Raw genomic sequence first — 21,494 nt, 5'->3', positions numbered from 1 at the left:
ATGATATAGCATCCAATCCAGCAAAAATGCACTTTGATGAATGCTTAGCTTTCTAACTTTTAAGTTTTGATAATGGTTTCAAAAGTAGAGGGAAATCCACTTTTACACAATTTTTGAGTGATAATCTTGTAATTCTCGGTTTTTATATATATTTCGACAAAATATTTCTTTATCAAACACTTTATCAACCTTGAAAGAAACATATCAAAAATGGTATTCGCCCACCTTAGGCCGTGATATTGAAATGCTGGTATTGGGGCATTGGGGCTATCCTATTCTATTGTTCCCTACATCGATGGGGCGTTTTTATCAAAACAAAGACGCCGGCTTAACAGAATCAGTGAGGTGGTTTGTAGAATCTGGAAAAATCAAATTGTATTTGATCGACGGTATTGATAAAGATAGTTGGTATGCCAAGCACCTGACTCCGGCCGTACGAGCTCACAATCATGCTGTATATGATCGCTTCTTAAATGAGGAGCTAGTACCCGCAATGCGTTATGAAGCCAATGTTGACAAAATCGCCGTCGCCGGCTGTAGTTTTGGAGGCTATCATGCGCTCAATTTTGCTTTCAAGCATCCCGATAAAGTAGCCTATCTGTTTAGCATGAGCGGGGCTTTTGATGTCAGAAGCTTTTTGGAAGGATACACAGATCATACCGTTTATTTCAACAATCCCGTCGAATTTATCCCCAACGAAGAAAGTTGGAAGTACAATCATATGAAGATTGTGCTAGGCACTTCTGAGTGGGATATTTGTCTTAATGATAATCTTACAATGTCGGGTATTTTGAAAAATAAAGGTATTCATCATTGGCTCGATGTAAGAGGTTGGGAAAAACACGATTGGCCGCTTTGGAATCAAATGTTTCCAGACTATATCTCAAAAATGGGACTCTAACCGCAGGCTTCTTACCCCATAGAAGCTTGTACAATCTAACAAACTAAAAATTTCCCCTTGGGGTAGGGGGCTTTTACATGTATGAAAAAAATTGGAATACTTCACGGAATGGAAAATACTTTCCCACAGGCTTTTGTGGAGAGAGTCAATGAGTTAGAGGGCACCGACATCGTAGCTGAGCCTGTGCTTATAGATAGAGTAGTACAAGGAGAACCTACCGATTATGCCGTTATTATTGACCGTATATCACAAGATGTGCCTTTTTATAGAGCGTACCTCAAAAATGCGGCTCTTTGTGGTACGGCAGTTATCAATAATCCTTTTTGGTGGAGTGCCGACGAGAAATTTTTTAATAATGCTTTGGCCGTAAAATTGGGTGTGCCTGTACCTAATACAGTCTTAATGCCTTCAAAAGAGCGCCCTACCGATACCACCGAAACTTCGTTTCGCAACCTCAAAATGCCAATGGCTTGGGGGGAGATGTTTGAGTATGTGGGTTTTCCTGCCTATATGAAACCACACGCAGGCGGAGGGTGGAAAAGCGTGTATAAGATTCATGATATGGACGACCTTTGGGCCAAACACGCCGAAACCGAACAATTGGTAATGCTTCTTCAGAGTGAAGTTACTTTTGAGGATTATTATAGATGTTATTGTTTGGGAGGAAAATACGTGCATATCATGCCCTATGAACCCCGAAATCCGCATCATTTGCGCTATGCCACTCAGCCTAAAACTACGGGAGAAGCACACAAAAAATTGATTGCGACGATTACCGATTACGTACTTCGCCTTAACAAAGCGTTGGGCTATGATTTCAACACCGTAGAGTTTGCCGTACACGACGGGATTCCTTATGCCATTGATTTCTGTAATCCTGCTCCCGATGCCGACATTCATTCGGTAGGGCAAGAAAATTTTGATTGGATTGTGGACAATGCCGCCAAAATGGCCATTGAAAAGGCCAAAGCCCACAAAGACGGTAAAATGAACCTGACTTGGGGAAGTTTTGTGCGCACTTCTGCCATGAATCTGCCTATCACAAACCTTGCTAAAGGAGATGTAGAGCAGACGGAAGAAAAACCTAAAAAAGCCCCTGCTCCTAAAAAGGCAAAAGCAGAGGAACCTGCTCCCGCCAAAAAGTCTAAAAAATAATATTCAGACTCCAGCCCTAGCAAGGAATTTCCTTGTTAGGGTTCTAACTCTACTTTCTAGCCTATGTCTATGTTTACAATCGGAATCGAAGAGGAATTTCAGACCATCGACCCTGAAACACGGGCGTTGCGTTCGCACATGTCAAAAATCGTGGAAGACGGAAAAATCATCCTGAAAGAACGAGTGACGGCCGAAATGCACCAATCGGTGGTAGAAGTAGGTACCAATATCTGCACTAATATCCAAGAAGCTCGCCAAGAGGTGACTTACCTCAGAAAGATGATTATTGACTTAGCGGCGCAGCAAAATCTTAAAATTGCGGCGGCGGGCACGCATCCTTTTTCAGATTGGCAAGACGAACTCATCACGCCCAATCCACGCTACGACAAACTCATTGAAGAAATGCGTGATGTAGCTAGAGGAAATTTGATTTTTGGGCTGCACGTACATATCGGTATCCCCGACCGCGATACGGGGGTTAAATTGCTGAACTCGCTTACCTACTTTTTACCGCATATTTATGCCCTCTCTACCAACTCGCCCTTTTGGTGTGGACGCAATACGGGCTTTAAATCTTATCGGTCAAAGGTTTTTGACAAATTTCCCCGTACGGGTATTCCTGAATATTTTGAGACGGCGCACGATTATGATGATTATGTCAATCTTTTGGTAAAAACAGGCTGTATCGACAACGGTAAAAAGATTTGGTGGGATATGCGTCTGCATCCTTTCTACAATACCATCGAATACCGCGTGTGTGATATACCAATGCGGGCCGACGAAACTATCTGCTTGGCGGCATTGATGCAGGCATTGGTAGCCAAAATCTCAAAATTGATGAGCAAAAACCTCAATTTCCAGCATTATCGGAAGATTCTTATCAATGAAAACAAGTGGCGCGCAGCTCGCTATGGTATTCATGGAAAATTGATTGATTTTGGTCGTAAAGAAGAAGTGCCTTATTATAACTTAGCCCAAGAACTGTTAGAGTTTGTGGATGATGTTTTGGATGATCTCGGGAGCAGAAAAGAAGTTGAGTACATTCACAAAATCCTAGAAATGGGAACTGGTGCTGACCGTCAGCTTGCCGTTTGGGAAGCTACCAAAGACCTCAGCAAAGTGGTAGATTATATCGTAGAAGAAACACGCTATGGAATTTAAAAAGGAGGCTGTCTCAAAAGTCTTTGTTGCCAAATTTTCTTTTGTGCCGATTCAACCTCTCCCCCTAAATCCCCCTCTCCTTTCTGGAGAGGGGGACTTTTAAAGCCCTTCTCCTAGCAGGAGAAGGGTTGGGATGAGGTTAAAACCAAAGAATATTTTGTGACCTGTTACTTTTGAGACAGCCTCCTTTTATTTATAAATTGGTCAGGAACGTCATCGTATCTATTCCATCAGCATAGTCAAAAAGCGAAGGCGCTTGCGCTTGTCCAAAGGGTAAGCTCCCTTCAAAATTACCTCCTTGCGAAACAATACACTGCAGCTTAGGACGGTGTAGTTCTACTAATTCGCTAAGGTGGTTTTGAGATTTATATTCTTCAAAAAACAATACAGAAATGGGAGAAACTAACCCTTCGCTTTCTTTCACTATCAAAAAACCGTTGTCTAAGTGTGCATCGCCATTAATGAGATAGATAGACTTATTGTACTCATAATTATTGAAATACTTATAATGATGACGGTATTCTTCAAAGTGAGTTTCAACCAACCTTAAAAAAGGGATAAAATCATAACCGGCCGGTACCAATACCTTAGAGACATTGCGACAGCCTAGCCCGAAATATAGCAAAACATCGGCGGCTAGTGCCAATAGCTCTTCTGCCGACTCGGTGCCGTTTAGGATACCAAGCGAAGTACGATTACGGCGGATTAAATGCGGTTTCTTAGAAAAATAATATTCGAAGTAGCGGGCAGTATTGTCGCTACCAGTAGCGATGAAAGCATCGGCATCGTTGAGGCGTTCTGCTACGGAGATGCGAGAGGCCAACGTAGGCTCAATGTCAATAAGCTTTTGGATGATAAACAACATCAGCGTGCGGTCGTCGGTACTGAGTTTGGCCAATAGATGATGCCCACTTATTAAAACTGCTAATAAATCATGAAAACCTACAGCAGGGATATTACCCGCCATGACAACTCCTACTTTTTTGGGAATATCAACCTCTTCTAAGGAGAGATTGGGATATTGGGTGAGCCATTGTGTGAGTTTTTTTTCATCCAAATATTGTTGGGCGATTGCCAGCAAAGACCCTTCTACTGCCGAAGGAGTAAACCAAGGGTTGGTAGAATGTGCTCTGTAGGCGATTTCTTCGCGGATAGGAGTGTGGAGCAGTTTGCCAAGTTCCACAAAGGGATGTATGCGTTTGGTGATAGAATTCATTGAAATATTTATAGGAAAAGTACAAGAAATCAAAGATTTCTGATTTTTATTGCCTAACCGAAACTTTAAATAGTTAAATTTGTTTTTCAATTGCAAGTGCAAATATCCCAAAACTAAACGATACAGTGCAATTATGGCTATCATGATTACTGACGAATGCATCAACTGTGGTGCATGCGAGCCAGAATGTCCAAATACTGCAATATATGAAGGTGGCGTAGAATGGACCTACGCTGGCGGGACTCTTTTAGAAGAAATCGACTACGGCGATGGTACGGTTGTGGATGCAAAACTCAAGCAATCGCCCGTCTCGAATGAGTTTTATTACATTGTGACCGACAAATGTACGGAATGTGTAGGTTTTCATGAAGAACCACAGTGCGCCGCTGTATGTCCTGTAGATTGTTGTGTACCAGACCCCGACAACGTAGAAGATGACGATACTCTTTTGGCCAAGAAAGCTTGGATGCATGGTGAATAGTAAAGCCTAAAGAAATAAAAGCATTCTCTTGGGAAAGCCTCCGAAATTCGTTTCGGAGGCTTTTTTTGTGCCTAAGCTTTTCTCCATAATCTCTTCATTTTTGATTAACTCTGTAGTTTTGGGGCGTTTAAAATATAATTATTCAAATGTTTGGTGGTTTAGTATAGTAACTTTGTAAAGAATAATATTTTGAAATTATTTAATAATACAGAATAATATTAAAAATTGTATTTTGCCAGTAAATAATTAAATTTATCGGCAATAGTAAGTATAAAATGAGCAAAAAATTAAATTTTTATGAAAAAATACTTAAAATTTAAACCAAAAATTTGGTTTTTTACAAAATTAAGACAAAGTTTGTATCGGAAAACAAAACCACATAATGCCCACCTTAAACAAAATAATATTATGCAAAAGCTAAGTTTACTTGTTTTATGTTTGTTTGCAACATTTTTGGCTTTTCCTAAGGGAATTGACGAAGTGAAGGACGATAGTAAGAAAGAGGCGAAGACTGAAAGCAAAACAGAAACCACTACCGAAACTAAAACGGAAGCTAAAACAGAGGAGGAAGAAGAGAAAAAAGGTCAGTTTACTTTCTCAGGTTATATTGACTCTTATTACACTGGAAACTTCAACAAACCTCTTTCTCGCTCAAACCTTGGCGCTTACTATGCACGGGTGTTTGATCAAAAGTCAGGTCAGATTTCTTTAGGGTTGGTTCAAACCAAAATGCAGTATAGCAATGATAAGTCTGATGTAGTAGTGGATTTAACTTTTGGTCCAAACGCTAACTTGGGTAACTACGGAAATGCGGTTGGAACGGCTCTTGCAATCAAACAAGCTTATTTCAACTGGAAAGCATCAAGCAAACTTACGTTAACCGCTGGTCAGTTTGGTACTCACATTGGATATGAAGTAATTGATGCACCCGTAAACTTCAACTATTCACTTTCCAACCTCTTCAACAACGGTCCTTTTTATCACATTGGGGTGAAAGGTACTTATGCATTTTCAGACAAAGCGTCTTTGATGGTAGGTGTTGTTAACAACGTCGATAACTTGGACGACAACAACCGTAAAAAAGGCTTGATTTCTCAATTGTTTTTGAATCCTGTAGAAGGATGGAACGTATATCTAAACTTTATCAATAGCAACGAATCCAACCCTGACGCACAAGGCAATACTCCTTCAGCTCACTATCGTGTATTTGATATTGTTACTACTTACCAAGCTACTGAAAAATTATTGCTAGGGTTGAACGCGGCTTATGGTTCTCAAAAAGGAGATTACCAAGGTACTGGTGGCCCTACAGATACCAAAACTTGGGGTGGTGCAGCAGGTTATATCAACATTGCAACTAGCGATTTGTTTAGCATTGGGGCACGTTATGAGTATTTTGATAACACAGGTGGTGCCCGCGCTTTACTAAACCGTAAAGATGAAGGAACTTCGGTTAACTCTTTCACACTTACTGGAAACTTTACCCTTGCTGACGGTCATTTGCTTATCAAACCAGAGTTTCGTTTAGATGCTTACAAAAAACTTAGCGGTGCTGGCGAAACCAATTTGCAACAATTTGAAGATTCAAAAGGTGTGTTCTCCAAAAATTCACAATCTACTTTGGGACTTGCCTTGATTTATAAATTCTAAGCCTTTCCCTACTTAGTAGTTGGTATTGAAAATGAAAAAATACCAACTACTAACAATTCAATAATTATAAGTACAACCAAAACCAGTCAAATAATTTTATGAAAAATTACATCCCACTCGTGATTTTGCTGGGCATTAGCCTTTTAGGGATTTTGATGCCCGCTATCCCTACTCAAATTGTGACGGAAGGCCTTGACACAGGCGACATCGCATGGATGCTTGTTGCTACGGCCTTCGTTTTGTTGATGACGCCCGGTTTGGCGTATTTCTATGGTGGTATGGTCAACCATAAAAATGTGATTTCAACCATGCTTCAGAGCTTTATTGCGATGGGGGTTATCAGTGTGGTTTGGGTTGTGGTTGGATTTAGCTTGGCTTTTGGAGATTCTATCGGAGGCTGGGTTGGTAATCCTACTACATTCTTTATGTTTAATGGGGTATTGGATGGTAAACCTTGGGGAGGTGCTCCTACGATTCCGTTGGCATTGTTTGCTTTCTTCCAATTGAAATTTGCGGTGATTACTCCAGCTCTTGTGACAGGTTCTTTGGCGGAGCGTATCAAATTCCGTTCTTATATTTTGTTCATGGTACTATTTAGTATCTTTGTTTATGCACCTTTGGCACACTGGACTTGGCATCCTGACGGATTTTTGTTTAAACTAGGAGTACTTGATTTTGCAGGTGGTACAGTAGTACACATGTCTGCTGGCTGGGCTGCTTTGGCTGGTGCATTGTATCTTAAGCGTCGTCGTGCTCACGTTGAAGCCAACTTTTTGCCCCCTGCCAATATCCCTTATGTATTGCTCGGAACAGGTCTTCTTTGGTTCGGTTGGTTTGGTTTCAATGCAGGTTCGGCGGTAGGTTCAGGTCCTTTGGCAGTCTCTGCTTTGGGTGCTACCAATACTGCTGCTGCTGCTGCTGGTCTTGCTTGGGTTCTTTTCGACACTGCTAAAGGTAAAAAACCTTCTGCGCTTGGATTCTCAATTGGTGCGGTAGTAGGTTTAGTAGCTATCACTCCTGCTTGCGGTTTTGTGACAATCCCTCAGTCAATCTTTATTGGAGCAATTTCTTCAATCGTTTCTAACTATTTAGCACATCTTCGTACCAAAACTACTCTTGATGATACTTTGGATGTATTTCCTTGCCACGGTGTAGGAGGTATGATGGGGATGCTTATGACGGGTATTTTTGCTACCAAAGGTGTCAATAGTGTGGTAGTAGATGAAGGATTGGCATACGGACAGTTTACCTTGTTCAAAAACCACTTGATAGCGCTTGTGTTAGTATCAGTATTCGCTTTTGTGATGTCATATATTATCTTGAAAGTTACTGATTTGATTGAGCCTTTGCGTGTATCTGAAGAAGACGAGAAAGTAGGTTTGGATATTAGTCAACATGATGAATTTTTGGTAGAGGCATAAGCCTCCAAACAACGACACCACAGGCACGTTTCTGACGTGCAATTGACTGTGGTTTTGTTGTACTCGTTGAAGCTACTGGCATTGCTGGTAGCTTCATTTTTTTGTATAGTCGGTTACCCTGAAGAAAACAAGAAATGATTTTTGAGTAAGCCTAATTTAGCTTATCTTTTGTACATCAGCTTGAGTTTTATTTTGTGTTATCTGTGGTATTAATGTGATTTTTAATAGACAGTAATTCTGGGTCTTTTCTAAATACATACACTTAGAGAGGTAAACTGATTTATTGAGATGGTTTTGAAACCTTTAAAAATAGAGATTTTGTTTATATTCCTATTGGTTTTTTATTGTCTTAAAAGGTTTTTATGTGATTTATTTAAGTTTTGGTTAGAATATTGTGGGGTATGATACCCGCTTTGAAAAATACGCTTTGAAAGAATCGAGTACTTTGCCTAATAACTACTTATTAATAGTATATAAATAACAAAAAGGTATATTTTTTTCCTAAAAGATTATTTGATATTCCTCAAAGTTACTTTCTAGGGTTTGTTTATCGATTGGTCAAAATGTTGATAAAAGAACAATTGGTGGTGTATCAAAGATAGACACCAAATACTCTTTTCACACTAAACATTTTATGGTCATGTTGTACAAATTCCTACGTACAGTTGGGGTGAGCATGCTGCTTTTCATTCTAACCCTAAGTTATTCTAAAGTGCTAGCGCAACAACAGACGCTAGAAAACAATCAAATATGTATGGATCCCATTGCAGGGACAGGAGCCTACATCAACAGTGTCAATACAGGAATATGTTTGCTTTGTACAGCTGCGGATGGGGCACCCGTAGTTGATGGCAATCTTGCAAATTTTGCGACACTAACCACGGGTATTTCCGTGGGGCTTTTGGGTGGGTCAGCGATTTCGGTCAAAGATTCCTTGCAATATTATCCAGCAGGAAATGTAGCAGGTTTTGTGATAGGAATGGGGACGTCTCTGTTATCGGCAGATATCTTGGGCGCTTTACAAATCCGTACTTACCGCAACGGGGTACTTCGTGAAACGGCCACTTTAGGAGGAGGTTTATTGGGCGCATCTGCTTTAGCGGGCACTGGAGGGAAACAAATCGTAAGCTTTACGACCACTCAAGACTTTGATGAAGTTCAGCTTTTTGTAGATGGCACTTTGTCGGTTTCCCTGTTATCTTCTTTGAATGTTTACTATGCTTTTGAGGGGCCTGCTTCCTGCCCCCTTGACTGTGTCAATGCTTTGGTGGGAGCAGATGTCGATAGCGGTGACCCTACCGATACTGGTACAGGAGGGGTGTGTATAGGTGGGGGGGTATCAGATCCTACCAATGCAACTAACTCGGACACCACTGATGCCGCCCAAATATCTATTCCAATCGGGGTGGCATGTTCTCGTTATTTGCAAGTGAATCTTGCCAATACGATTTCAAATGGCCCAGGTGACGTATATGCTGGTTTTGTGGTGCAGCAAGGAGCAGGTTTGCTCGATGCTAATGTACTAGGAGCGCTTACAATCACTACTTATTTGAACGGAACACTCGTACAGACTATCCCGAGTGGAAGTATTTTGACGGCTTCACTTCTAGGAGGCACACGCGCTCAGCTTGGATTTAAAGTAACGGGTGCTTTCAATGAAATTAGAATTACCGCAGGTGGATTAGTGTCTTTAGGTTATGATTTGAATGTGTATTATGCTTTTGTGAAAAATGATAGCGACGCCGACGGAATGCTTGATTGTATGGACAGGTGTTCAGGCGATGATTTGTTAGATACCGATGGGGATGGTATTCCTAATGCTTGCGATGAAAATCAAGTGGATATTGCTATCAACAAAACCGTCAGTGCTGACAGTGTATCAGCAGGCACAGATGTGGTATTTACAGTTACAGTTACTCGTGAAGCTGATTCGACTGGTATGGAATCTCCTACTGGCTTAAAAATCAAAGATTTACTTCCTACAGGTCTTAATTACGTATCACATTCGGAACCTACAGGAACTTTCTACAATCCTGTTACAGGAGTGTGGAACGTAGGAAGTGCACTGGGCGGTAGTACTATGAGTCTTGCGCTTACGATTACGGCGAGTGCCGACTCTAGTGGGGTACTTACCAACATAGCTCAACTCTTAGAGCTTAACGAGCAAGATATCGACCCTGCCAATGCCGATACTATCTCTAGTGCGTGTGTGTCGGTGCCATTCTTACTGTGTCCAGGTACAGCTCTGACGTTGTCGGCACCAGCGGGTGCTACGGGCTATCAATGGTATCTTAATGGAGTGATTATTCCGGGGGCTACCGATTCTACTTATACTGTCACGGCTTCAGGTAGTTATACATTTACTAGTTCGGTTGTAGGGGCATGTCTTACGGGTAACTGTTGCCCCGTGATAGTAATCTACCGAGTAGTTGAAGCCAATGCTGGGCTAGACCCTGCGCCAATCTGTGCAGGTACTGCTGTGACGCTCACCGGCTCAGGAGCAGGAATAGGAGGTAGCTATTTGTGGAGTACAGGCCAGACTACGGCAAGTATCAACGTGTCGCCTACCACTACTCAATCCTATATTTTGACCATTGCAACTGTAGAAGGGTGTATAGATCGTGATACAGTAGTAGTCACTGTCAATCCAACACCCATTGTTGGAAGTGTAGTAGCGATTTGCAACAACAACGGTACAACCGACAATGCTGGTGATGATACATTTACGTTTAATCTTAACCCAACTGGTGGAAGTGGCACTACTTATACTGTGAGTGGGGTGACTCCTACAGGACCTTTTAATTATGGATCTCCTCAATTATTTGGGCCATTTGCGGCAAGTGGAGGTAATCTTAACGTTACGGTGACAGATGCTAACACCTGCTCAGTAAGCGTGACAGTAATAGCACCGGCGGGAGGATGTTCTAACTGCTCGCCTTCTCCTGTGTGTGTACCAGTAACTGTACGTAAACTTCAATAAATATCCCTAAAAAATAAACCATTAAAGTAGTTTTTAAGTGTTTAGAGGAGAGGGCTTTCCGTCGAGGGAGCTCTCTTTCTATTTTTTTAGATTTTTGAATCCAAAACGTTTTTTTTTTCGTATATACGTTGGGTTATTGAGTATTCGTTTTATTATTGTATTAGGTTTGAGAATAATACTATGCGTTATGATGACTATTTTACTCATAATAAATGCAATCCTGTCGACATTACTCGCAATAAAAATTTATCGAATAGGGCAGTTTGGTATGTATTTGGCACTTTTTGGTGTTTTAAATTCTCTACAGCAGTTGCTGTTGAGCTATGTCTCTTATTTTCATAAACCGATTGCAAGTTATCTTTTATGGTTACCTGAGGCAATTAGTTTGACTGTACCGGTTTTATTGGTAGGGCTATTGAATAGTTCTTTGACTCCTCCTACTTACAGAAGCATCAAATGGATGCTGATACCAGCTTTACTTTATATCAAAATATTTTCGTATGCCTATGTAGGAGGTTATGTAAACTCGGGGTCATTTTATAGTTCTAGCCTATTTAAAGGGACGGTAGGAATAGTGTTTTTGTATAATTTAGCAGCGTGTAGCTACATAGCTTATAAATTCTCGATTCAATCTGCCATTAGATTACAAAAATATAAACCCTATTTTTTATGGGTGTTTTTGTATACTTTTTTGCTGTGCTACCTTGTCACTACTAATTCCTTATTTTTAGGACAACCTCTCAAAAACGATTTATATTTCATTGTAAATCAAGGTATCATCATGGGAGGGATAGTACTGTGGGGAGTTGGGTTGTACAAAGATTGGAAGCTAGATATTGTTAGGATAGACCAGTATCCTGATGTGAGAATCTCTACAGAGCCGATAGAAAATGAACCCAAATACCAACTGAGTGTAGCAGATAGCAATACTACTATAAGTCTTAAAAAAGAGTTATGCCCTAATTTGAAGACAGAATATGTAAAACGTATTAGACATGCTTTAGAAAGCGAAGAATTATTCCTTAATTCTAAATTGAGTTTGGCTTTGTTAGCCCAAAAGATTGATATTACCCCTCATCAACTATCATATACAATCAACAACGAGTGGGGGCTTAATTTTAACGAATTGATAAATTTATACCGAGTCAAGAGAGCGAAACAGCTTTTGGAAGATGAAAACCATAGCTCAACTACCATTTTTGCGATCGCGATAGACTCTGGCTTCAATTCAGAGTCATCATTTTATACGGTTTTCAAAAAAAGCACAGGATATTCGCCAAAACGCTTTAGAGAGGCATTAAAAATGACTTCAAAATTATAACTTTGAAGTTTTTTATTAGAAAATTTTATTTAATTTGCACTACACACATTACCACTACTTTGATCAAGCCATTAAATAGGGTATCTAATCTTATTCAAGATCATTTTTATGGAGATCAAGTTGAGTTTAAAACCATCCAAAGATTGGATGGGTCAAGTAGCGGAGCAATTTGGAGTTGAAGCAAAATCAGCATCTGAATTTTATCATTCTGAAGGTCATTCATATGTCAAGTTAAATGCAACAATCTTTGATAAAGAGGTTGCAGTATTGATTGGTGATCTATGTTGGCACAAGCCACTCAATACAGTCAATCTGTCATTAGGAACTAACGAATACTGGACATTACAGTTCGTTCATTCAGAAGATGCTCATACCCATTACTTAACGGGGGGAGTAGCCCAAAAACACACACAGGCGTTTAAATCTTCTTTGTTTTTCAGTTCTAAAATGACAATAAATACGCACTGGGCGGTAGGCAAACGTTCACGGTTTGTGGCTATTAGTTTTTCGAGAGAGTGGCTTTACGAAAAACTTGGATTGAGTGAGACCAAAAATAATGAGACAAATTCTGCGTTTTTAAATTTATTATCTTCTGAAGCGGGGGTGTATATGAAAGGGATGGCGCTGTTTGAACAATCTTTATCGCTTAACAAGCTCTTTGAGGACGTACATACGCCCACTTGGAAGCTATCGGCACAAGCAAAGTGTTATCAATTGATAGCTGATTTTATTGATCAAATAGGCTATACCACAACAGAAGAATTGGGTATGAAGCTCAATCAAAGCGATCTAAAACGTATTGTCGCGATTGAGAACAAGTATTTTGTAGCCACCAAGCCTCTGCCCAATTTAGACTTCCTAGCGAGTGAAGCCCACATGAGCTTGTCCAAATTTAAAAAATGCTTCAAACAAGTATATGGCTTACCTCCTTATGAATATCACCTAAATCAAAAACTAGAAGTAGCTAAAAATCAACTTCTACAAAACAAATGGACTGTCTCTGAGATTGCTTCTCAGTTAGGATATACAAGTGCTGCTAATTTTGACAAGGCATTCAAAAAGAAGTTTGCGATGAGTCCAACTTCTATGTTAAAAAAAGTATGAGCAAGTTACCTTTCAAAATACACATTTCTATTCTCAATTTAATGTTTCTATGGTTTGGATTATGATTCAGCGTTACGAAGATTTACAATCTGATGAAAAAAATCTTCGACGATTAACAGGTTTAAAGAAAGATGAGTTCAAGCTGCTCCATCAGTATTTTAAAGAAGGATGGCAGACTTATTTTTCTAACTTTACTTTTGATGGTAACCCTCGCCTAAGAAGGCAATTGTCCACCCGTAAAAATAGTATATTCGCGGATTCTCAAGATGCATTGCTTTTTGTGTTGGTATATTTGAAAGGAGGGGTGCCTCAAGAGCAGCTAGCACTTAGCTTTGGCATGGATCAACCTAAGGTGAGTAAGTATCTTTCGCTTACTCAAAGGATTTTACTTAGTGTTATGGAAAAAAATCCAAACATTATTTCCAAGCGCAAACAAAAACGCCTCTTAGAAATAATAACGACTAAGTCTCATGGGGGAATGATAGCCGAAGAGGTTTCTTAGGGCTTTTTGGGGACAAAGATTTTTTTTTACTTTACCCCTACGGCGAGATAGTACCAAAAAGCGTATTTTTGGCTACTATCTCGCACTTGTTTTTAACCTCTTTGAAACTCATGCCTACTCCTAACCCAATTACTACTTCATTTTTTGATTTATTTAAAGTAGGCCCAGGTCCCTCTAGTTCGCATACAATTGGCCCTATGAAAGCAGCTTATCTTTTTAGAAAGCAGCTAGAGACCATTGCTCCAGAACTAGCGCAACAGGCTCAAAAAATCCAGATACATCTGTATGGGTCATTGAGTGCTACTGGCAAAGGGCATAGTACTGATAGGGCTATTGTGGGAGGATTGTTAGGATGGCAACCTCATACTTGTGACCCTAAACTGTTGAATTCTATCATGAAAGCCGACCAAGATACGTATCCTGTTGTTTTTCAAGGGGTATCGGTAGATGTGGGAGGGCTAGATGTGGTATATCATAAGGGGAAAACTAATTTTCCCCATCCCAATACCATGATTTTGAAATTGGTAGATACACAAGGGCTTGTTTTGTTAGAAAGAGAGTACTATTCGATTGGAGGAGGGTTTATTCAAGAAAAAGGCCAAGCGCCCGAAGGTACACGGCAAGCCCATCCCAGATACCCGTATTCTACTATGGAGGAATTAAAAAGTCAGTTGAAGAAAAGTGGCCTGACCTTAACCCAATTGATGATACAAAACGAAAAGGCACTCACTGGATTGACAGAAAAAGAAATTCTCCAAAAAATTGATCAAGTCCTAGCTTTTATGCACAAGGCAGTTAAGAGGGGTATTAGAGCAAAAGGCATACTGCCTGGTAACATTCGACTCCAACGGAAAGCAGCTATTTTATATGAGCGAGCCAAACAACACGCCTCCACTACCGACAGCTTTCTGATATTTCTAAACGCTTATTGTTTGGCTGCTTCCGAAGAAAATGCTGCTGGGAGTATCGTCGTTACAGCACCTACCTCTGGGGCGTCGGGCGTATTTCCGGGTTTGACTTATTTGATGAAATATCATTTTCATTACTCTTCCCAAAAAATGCGTGACGGAATGCTAGCGGCGGCGGCAGTTGGGTTTTTGGTAAAACATAATGCCAGTATCTCAGGTGCTGAAATGGGGTGCATGGGCGAAATCGGAACTGCTTCGGCTATGGGGGCCGCTATGCTTACCTATGCTGCAGGAGGCAGTATGGCTCAAGTGGAAGCTGCCGCCGAAATCGGCATTGAACATCATCTGGGAATGACTTGTGACCCCATCGGCGGATATGTGCAAATCCCGTGTATCGAACGCAACGCCATGGGGGCTGCCAAAGCTTACAATGCCTACTTATTGGCGATGACTATTGAGCCAGAAATGCAAAAAATTTCTTTCGACAGTGTTATCAAAGTAATGCGTGCCACAGGGCGCGATATGTCAAAAAAATACAAAGAAACCTCAGAGGCAGGTTTGGCATTGAGTATGACAGAATGCTGATTGGGGGTGTTATTTACTTTTAGAATAAGAAGGCGTGATGCGCTTATAAATACCTTTCCATGCGGTTTTTTGATATTGTTTACCGATTTCGGGTAAACGACTGAACAATTCAGGCATCATCTGTTCTTTATCAATGATATAAGTAGGAGGGTCGGCTACAAACTTATCAAAAATGCTAATAACACTTTCATAGCTATTGAGGTTTTCAAAATCTTTGCGAGCTAATTCCCAATTGATATAAGGCGTTGCGGGGAAATTGTTGAAATATTCGCCCTCATCATCTCCAATCACCAATATCTTTTGTTGGGTGATTTCGGAGGGTAAAAGGGCTTTCTTGGTACGTAGATTCTCTAATCGAACGGATTGGTTCAACAAAATTGGTTTTTCTAATAAAGACGATTGATATCTAAAAAAAGCGACGGTCAAGAATACCACAATGAAAAGAATCTCAGAAAGCAGATAACGCTTCATGAGCAAAAAGAAGTTGACCGAGAAAAATGCCAATGGAGGTATAAAAATTACGAATTGCATGGGAGCCACAAAAGGCATTAGACCGATAGAAATTACCGCTACAATAAACCACAACACCATAATCTGCTGGCAACGGCTCTGGTAATTGATAAACCGAGGATACCCGATAGTTTGTAAGAACCCAAGCCCCCCCAGTAAAATAATCCCTCCCATGGTACTAAATACGGCCAAAAAATCGCTCAAATAATAACGATGCGTCCGAAAAGCAGAAGTAAGTAAGTTTTGACTAAGGTCGTCGAGTGAATCTTTGAAAAAGAAAAACAATATAATGAGCACAATCGGAAATACATATCCAAAAAACGCAAGGGTATGCTGGCGAAAATTACTTCCGGTATATAAAAGCAAGGAGGCAAATGCCCAAAGTGAAAAAAGCCCCATCGGCAGATAAAACAAAGTCGCCACACTTAGATAAAATCCCAGCTCAAATACTTCATCGGTGACACCGTCGCGTTGCATTTGGCGGATAAGTGTACCAAACGCAAATAATACAAAGGTGGTAGCCATCAGAACGGGAGAAAGCGTACTACAGTCAAAAGATACGTTGATAAAAAGCACGTACAAAATCCCTGGCACATAATTGCGCTCCGTAAAAAGCTGCCTCTCTCCCGATATATAGTTGAAATAAACTGCCTGAATAATAATAATAATGTTGGCAATGGTACGGTGGGCGGTAGGAGAACGCCCAAAGAGCTCGTCCACCCCCCAATAGACCAAGGCCGACAGCGGACTAAGATTGTCCCATACCTCTCGGTACAACATAAAACCCTGCCCCATTTTTTCTCCCACCAACATCCATTGAAGTTCGGGTACGAGTAGTTCGGGAGGCGAGATATAAAAAGGAAACTGAAGAATCATCAAAACGATGATGAGACTCAGGATTTGATAAGGAGCATTGACTCTGAAAAAACTCAACATTATTTATGCAATGGAAAAAAGTAGTGAATACCCACGGTATTCACTACTTATGATGCCGTCTTTGGTGAGGAGTTTTTATTCCCATTCGATAGTAGCCGGTGGCTTGGATGAAATATCATACACCACCCGATTGACTCCTTTCACGCGATTGATGATTTCGTTGGAAACATCCGCCAAAAATTCATAAGGGAGATGTGCCCAGTCGGCTGTCATACCATCAACTGAGGTTACGGCCCTGAGTGCTACCACTCGTTCGTAGGTACGTTCGTCGCCCATTACTCCCACACTTTGGATAGGGAGCAACATCGCGCCTGCTTGCCATACTTGGTCATAAAGACCTCTGTTTTTGAGACCATTGATAAAAATAGCATCAACTTCTTGTAAAATGGCTACTTTGTCGGCGGTGATATCCCCCAAAATCCGAATCGCCAAACCCGGCCCAGGAAAAGGATGACGCTTCAAAATATTGTCAGTAATGCCGAGGGTTTTGCCTACAGCGCGTACTTCGTCTTTGAAGAGAGTATTGAGTGGCTCTACCACTTTTAGTTTCATAAAATCTGGAAGCCCGCCTACATTATGGTGAGACTTGATGGTAGCCGACGGTCCTTTGACCGATACCGATTCGATGACATCTGGGTAGATAGTGCCTTGCCCGAGCCATTTTACGTCTTCAATCAGATGCGCTTCTTGGTCAAATACATCAATGAATGTTTTACCGATGGCTTTACGTTTGGCTTCGGGGTCGGTAAGACCAGCGAGTTCAGCATAAAACTGCTCTTTGGCATCTACTCCTTTGATGTTGAGCCCCATGTCTTGGTATGAGTGCAATACACTCTCGTATTCGTCTTTGCGTAGAAGACCATTGTCAACAAAAATACAGTACAGATTTTTGCCAATAGCATGATGAACCAAGGTAGCGGCTACCGTAGAATCGACTCCGCCAGAGAGTGCCATCACTACTTTGTCATCGCCTAGCTTTTGTTTTAATTCATTGATTGTGCTTTCTACAAAAGAAGCAGAAGTCCAGTTTTGAGAGCAACCACAAATACTTACCACAAAGTTTTTGATGATAGACTTACCTTCGGTAGAGTGAGTCACTTCGGGGTGAAACTGAATCCCGTAGGTCTGTTCATCTTGGAGCTTGAAGGCTGCTACTTTTACAGAATCTGTGGAACCAATCAACTCAAAATTGTCAGGTATTTGGGTGATTGTGTCCCCGTGCGACATCCATACTTGGGTGTTGGCCGATACCCCGTCGAGCAGTGCTGAGCTTACATCATGACTAAGCGTCGCACGGCCATATTCGCGGTGCTTGGAAGCATTGACTTGTCCGCCGAGGGTATGTGCCATCAGCTGTGCACCGTAGCATACTCCCAGCAAAGGTAATTTTCCTCTAAAAAGGCTTAAGTCAACCCGTGGCGAATCTTCGTCACGCACCGAGCAAGGACTTCCAGAGAGGATAACTCCTTTGATATTGGGCGTAATTTCGGGGATTTTGTTGAAGGGGTGAATTTCGCAGTAAATGTTCAGTTCGCGGACGCGTCTAGCGATGAGTTGGGTATATTGCGAACCGAAATCAAGAATCAAGATTTGTTCGGTCATAGACGTATTTCTAAGATGCAAAGTTACAAAAGACCTATGAAATACAGTATCACTATTAACAAAAACGTTTGAAAGATACTTAACAAACTCCCTAGAGCGTATACTAAGGGAGTAAGTAGTCATCCAAAACCCTTTTATTATTTTTTGAAAATGAGTATTTATATCTCTAAAAGCGGGTATTTACCAAATAAACAACACAATTCAGGGAATGTATTCGTCGGCTTAGAAGAGGTAAAATTGGGTAAGTACTTGCATAGAGGATATGCGACGCGTAATTTTGACCTTTTAAGTTCGCACGTTTTACGCAATACCCACTGATGATTTTATACAGCACCAAAAATCAAGACCTCAAAGCCACGCTCGAAGAAGCGGTTTTTCGCAGCTTACCTCCCGACAACGGCCTTTATATGCCAGAGGCGATTCCGACGGTTTCGGAAGCATTTCTTGAAAATATTGACAAATTAAGTTTCAATGAAATTGCTTTCGAAGTTTCCAAAACCCTCCTTAGCGACGATATTTCTGACGAAGATATACGAATGATTGTGGAGCGGGCCTTTGATTTTGACGCGCCCGTAGTATCGGTGGAGCCGCATATGCACTGCTTGGAGCTATTTCATGGTCCATCGATGGCTTTCAAAGATTTTGGGGCGCGGTTTATGGCATCTTTAATGTCTTACTTTTTGGTAAAATCTCAAAAAGAAATTCGGATTTTGGTGGCTACCTCTGGTGATACAGGCGGAGCGGTAGCCCAGGGATTTCATAATGTGCCGGGTATCAATGTTACAATTTTGTACCCCAGTGGCAAGGTAAGCGATATTCAAGAAAAACAGCTGACGACACTAGGCGGAAACGTGACGGCACTAGAAGTAAATGGTACTTTTGACGACTGTCAGGCTTTGGTCAAAAAGGCTTTTTTGGACGCCGAACTCAATCAAAAATATAATCTCGCTTCGGCCAATTCCATTAATATCTCACGGCTGATTCCCCAGTCTTTTTATTATTTTAGAGCTTATGCTCAGGTCAAAGATTTAGGATTGCCTGTCGTGTTTTCGGTACCAAGCGGCAATTTTGGAAATCTGAGTGCGGGGCTTTTGGCGTATCGCATGGGCTTACCAGTGTCACATTTTATTGCTACCACCAATCGCAACAATGTAGTGCCTAACTATCTAGAAACAGGAAATTATCATCCTATACCTTCGGTAGAGACCATCTCCAACGCCATGGACGTGGGCAATCCAAGTAATTTTGTCCGTATGACTCGTTTTTTTGGTGATGACTGGGAGCGGGTTAAAAAAGATATTTCTGGTTTTTGGTTTGATGATAAGCAAACCAAGACCGCCATGCGAGAAGTCCGTGACCGCACGGGCTACTTGATGTGCCCTCATACAGCGGTGGCTTATCTGGGGCTGAAAGAATACATGAACTTCACAAAACAAGAAGTAACGGGGGTATTTTTGTCCACGGCACATTATGCCAAATTTTTGGATGTAGTAGAAGGTGCTTTGGGGACAAAAGACGTAGAAATACCTTTGAGGTTGTCGGAGCTCTTAAGCAAAACAAAAGAAGCTATTCCGATGAGTACTGACTTTGAGGATTTTAAAGCTTATTTACTTTCCTAAAATGCAACTTGTAGTAGCTCGGACGTCGCAGCATTATTTGGCGGCAATAGGTCTTTTTAAAGAATATGCCCAAGGATTGGGGATTGACCTGCAATTCCAAAAATTTGATGAAGAGCTACAAATTTTACCTATCATGTATGGCCCTCCCCAAGGCGAACTTTGGCTCTTAGGTAAAGAACCTGAGTGGGTCGGGTGCGCTGCCTTGCGTCGATTATCGCCTCAAGTGTGTGAGTTAAAGAGAATGTTTATCGTTCCCGCTTACCGGGGGCAAGGCTGGGCCGACAAAATGATGATAGAGGCTTTGGAAACGGCTCAGCGTCTAGGCTACACCTATATGCGGCTCGATAGCTTGCGCCGATTGGAGGCGGCTGTCAGATTGTATCGGCGATATGGTTTTGAAGAAATCCCGCCTTACAACTACAATCCCGAACCCGACGTGATGTATTTTGAGAAAAAGTTGTAAGATATTTACTGAAAGAGCAAAGGCATTGTGCTTTTGCTCTTTGTGCTTTTAAGAAGCAAAAAGGTACTTCTTGGTTTTACCTGTCATCCCCAAAAATCTCCATTTATTTTGCCTTTGTACCGTTGGTAGTAAAAAATATTTTATTACCTTGCATTGCATAGTACCTTTGAATCAACAATGAAGCAATTTCAATTTTGATTCAACCAACAAATCACGTTTTTAAATTATAAAGTCATGAACAACAAACCATTGCGTCGTATTGAGAGTGAGGCTGTTTTGGGTGGTGTAGCCGCCGGCCTTGCCGATTATTTTGGTATGGACAAAGCCCTGATGCGGGTTATTTTTGTGGTACTAATGATTTTTGCAAAAGGTTTTCCAGTTATTTTGATATACATCATTTTGTGGGCAGCCTTGCCTAAAGGTGAGCCTACTACGACCGCAACCTGGGACTACACAGAGCCTAATCAGTCAAAAAGGGATTACAATAAGGGGGCTGAGATTGTAGGTTATGTTTTACTCCTCATTGGTGGGTTCATGTTGTTTGATCGGTTGTTTTACTGGATGAATCTCCAAAAATTCTTGCCGGCTGCGCTGCTCATTGGAATAGGTTTGTTTTTGATTCTTCGTGCCAATAACAAAACACAGTCGCCTAGCAATAACTCAGACCGAGCTACCCCTTCATGGACTGACTCGGCTCCTATCAATGATTGGCAGCCTCCTAAGTCTTCGGAGTCTTCACAAAGTACTTCCGAATCTGACGAGCCTAAAGTTTAACAAAGAACTATTTACCTATAACCATTACAACCATGAATTATCAGAGCACTTTTTGGGGAGCTATCCTCGTACTCATTGGCGGTCTTTTGCTTATGCGTGAGCTTTTCGACTGGTTTGATTTTGAACGCTTTTTTTGGCCAATATTATTTATTGTAGGCGGCGCACTGCTGATTTTTAAAGATAAACTTAAGAAAATATCCTAACT

The 21,494-nt window shown here is 41.1% G+C and carries 18 protein-coding genes; 15 read left to right on the top strand and 3 right to left on the bottom strand.

What is annotated here, in order from left to right; all coding sequences use genetic code 11:
* Positions 1-190: 190 nt before the first annotated feature.
* The 3 genes from G563_RS0106760 (at position 191) to G563_RS0106750 (ending at position 3,217) form a co-directional block, all read left to right on the top strand.
* A complete protein-coding gene (locus tag G563_RS0106760) occupies positions 191-901 on the top strand; it encodes an esterase family protein (protein WP_028664648.1) in 711 nt (236 codons plus the stop codon).
* Between the two features lie 81 nt (positions 902-982).
* Positions 983-2,056, top strand: coding sequence for an ATP-grasp domain-containing protein (locus G563_RS0106755; RefSeq protein WP_028664647.1), 1,074 nt, complete (start codon positions 983-985; stop codon positions 2,054-2,056).
* Between the two features lie 63 nt (positions 2,057-2,119).
* The gene (locus G563_RS0106750; protein WP_028664646.1) at positions 2,120-3,217 is read left to right on the top strand and encodes a carboxylate-amine ligase; all 1,098 of its coding nucleotides are present in this window, start codon (positions 2,120-2,122) and stop codon (positions 3,215-3,217) included.
* Between the two features lie 193 nt (positions 3,218-3,410).
* Here G563_RS0106750 and G563_RS0106745 read toward each other — a convergent pair whose 3' ends face one another.
* On the bottom strand, positions 3,411-4,433 hold the full coding sequence (locus G563_RS0106745; protein ID WP_028664645.1) for an acyl-CoA reductase: 1,023 nt from the start codon (positions 4,431-4,433) through the stop codon (positions 3,411-3,413).
* Positions 4,434-4,566: 133 nt separating this feature from the next.
* Between G563_RS0106745 and G563_RS0106740 the strand changes: the two genes are divergently transcribed.
* The 8 genes from G563_RS0106740 to G563_RS0106705 all read left to right on the top strand — a co-directional run bounded on the left by G563_RS0106740 (position 4,567) and on the right by G563_RS0106705 (position 15,385).
* A complete protein-coding gene (locus G563_RS0106740; protein WP_028664644.1) occupies positions 4,567-4,914 on the top strand; it encodes a 4Fe-4S binding protein in 348 nt (115 codons plus the stop codon).
* A gap of 408 nt (positions 4,915-5,322) precedes the next feature.
* Positions 5,323-6,564, top strand: a complete 1,242-nt coding sequence (locus tag G563_RS0106735) for an outer membrane beta-barrel protein (protein ID WP_084650786.1) — start codon at positions 5,323-5,325, stop codon at positions 6,562-6,564.
* 98 nt (positions 6,565-6,662) lie between these two features.
* A complete protein-coding gene (locus tag G563_RS0106730) occupies positions 6,663-7,985 on the top strand; it encodes an ammonium transporter (protein ID WP_028664642.1) in 1,323 nt (440 codons plus the stop codon).
* Positions 7,986-8,625: 640 nt separating this feature from the next.
* Positions 8,626-10,965: a DUF11 domain-containing protein gene (locus G563_RS0106725; protein ID WP_028664641.1), complete on the top strand. Its 2,340-nt coding sequence runs from the start codon at positions 8,626-8,628 to the stop codon at positions 10,963-10,965.
* Positions 10,966-11,152: 187 nt separating this feature from the next.
* Entirely contained in the window at positions 11,153-12,286 is a 1,134-nt protein-coding gene (locus G563_RS36790) for a helix-turn-helix domain-containing protein (RefSeq protein WP_084650782.1), read from the top strand.
* 108 nt (positions 12,287-12,394) lie between these two features.
* Positions 12,395-13,390, top strand: coding sequence for a helix-turn-helix domain-containing protein (locus tag G563_RS0106715; protein WP_028664639.1), 996 nt, complete (start codon positions 12,395-12,397; stop codon positions 13,388-13,390).
* Between the two features lie 61 nt (positions 13,391-13,451).
* Positions 13,452-13,892, top strand: a complete 441-nt coding sequence (locus G563_RS0106710) for a transposase family protein (RefSeq protein ID WP_169579725.1) — start codon at positions 13,452-13,454, stop codon at positions 13,890-13,892.
* Between the two features lie 110 nt (positions 13,893-14,002).
* On the top strand, positions 14,003-15,385 hold the full coding sequence (locus tag G563_RS0106705; protein WP_028664637.1) for an L-serine ammonia-lyase: 1,383 nt from the start codon (positions 14,003-14,005) through the stop codon (positions 15,383-15,385).
* Between the two features lie 9 nt (positions 15,386-15,394).
* Here the strand turns inward: G563_RS0106705 and G563_RS0106700 are convergent, their stop codons facing one another.
* Positions 15,395-16,831, bottom strand: coding sequence for a hypothetical protein (locus G563_RS0106700; protein ID WP_028664636.1), 1,437 nt, complete (start codon positions 16,829-16,831; stop codon positions 15,395-15,397).
* 75 nt (positions 16,832-16,906) lie between these two features.
* On the bottom strand, positions 16,907-18,433 hold the full coding sequence (gene guaA / locus G563_RS0106695; protein ID WP_028664635.1) for a glutamine-hydrolyzing GMP synthase: 1,527 nt from the start codon (positions 18,431-18,433) through the stop codon (positions 16,907-16,909).
* Between the two features lie 317 nt (positions 18,434-18,750).
* Between guaA and thrC the strand changes: the two genes are divergently transcribed.
* The 4 genes from thrC to G563_RS38410 all read left to right on the top strand — a co-directional run bounded on the left by thrC (position 18,751) and on the right by G563_RS38410 (position 21,492).
* Complete coding sequence (thrC, locus tag G563_RS0106690) at positions 18,751-20,052, top strand: threonine synthase (protein WP_028664634.1); 1,302 nt, start codon at positions 18,751-18,753, stop codon at positions 20,050-20,052.
* Position 20,053: 1 nt separating this feature from the next.
* Entirely contained in the window at positions 20,054-20,515 is a 462-nt protein-coding gene (locus G563_RS0106685; RefSeq protein WP_028664633.1) for a GNAT family N-acetyltransferase, read from the top strand.
* A gap of 234 nt (positions 20,516-20,749) precedes the next feature.
* Positions 20,750-21,289 carry a PspC domain-containing protein gene (locus tag G563_RS37465; RefSeq protein ID WP_063828387.1) on the top strand — a complete coding sequence of 180 codons (540 nt, stop codon included), beginning with the start codon at positions 20,750-20,752 and terminating at the stop codon, positions 21,287-21,289.
* A 32-nt stretch (positions 21,290-21,321) separates the two neighbouring features.
* Positions 21,322-21,492 carry a LiaI-LiaF-like domain-containing protein gene (locus G563_RS38410; RefSeq protein ID WP_169579724.1) on the top strand — a complete coding sequence of 57 codons (171 nt, stop codon included), beginning with the start codon at positions 21,322-21,324 and terminating at the stop codon, positions 21,490-21,492.
* The last annotated feature ends 2 nt before the right edge of the window (positions 21,493-21,494 follow it).

Source organism: Runella zeae DSM 19591 (assembly GCF_000423565.1).
Lineage (GTDB): Bacteria > Bacteroidota > Bacteroidia > Cytophagales > Spirosomataceae > Runella > Runella zeae.
This window is presented reverse-complemented; position numbering and strand designations above follow the sequence as displayed.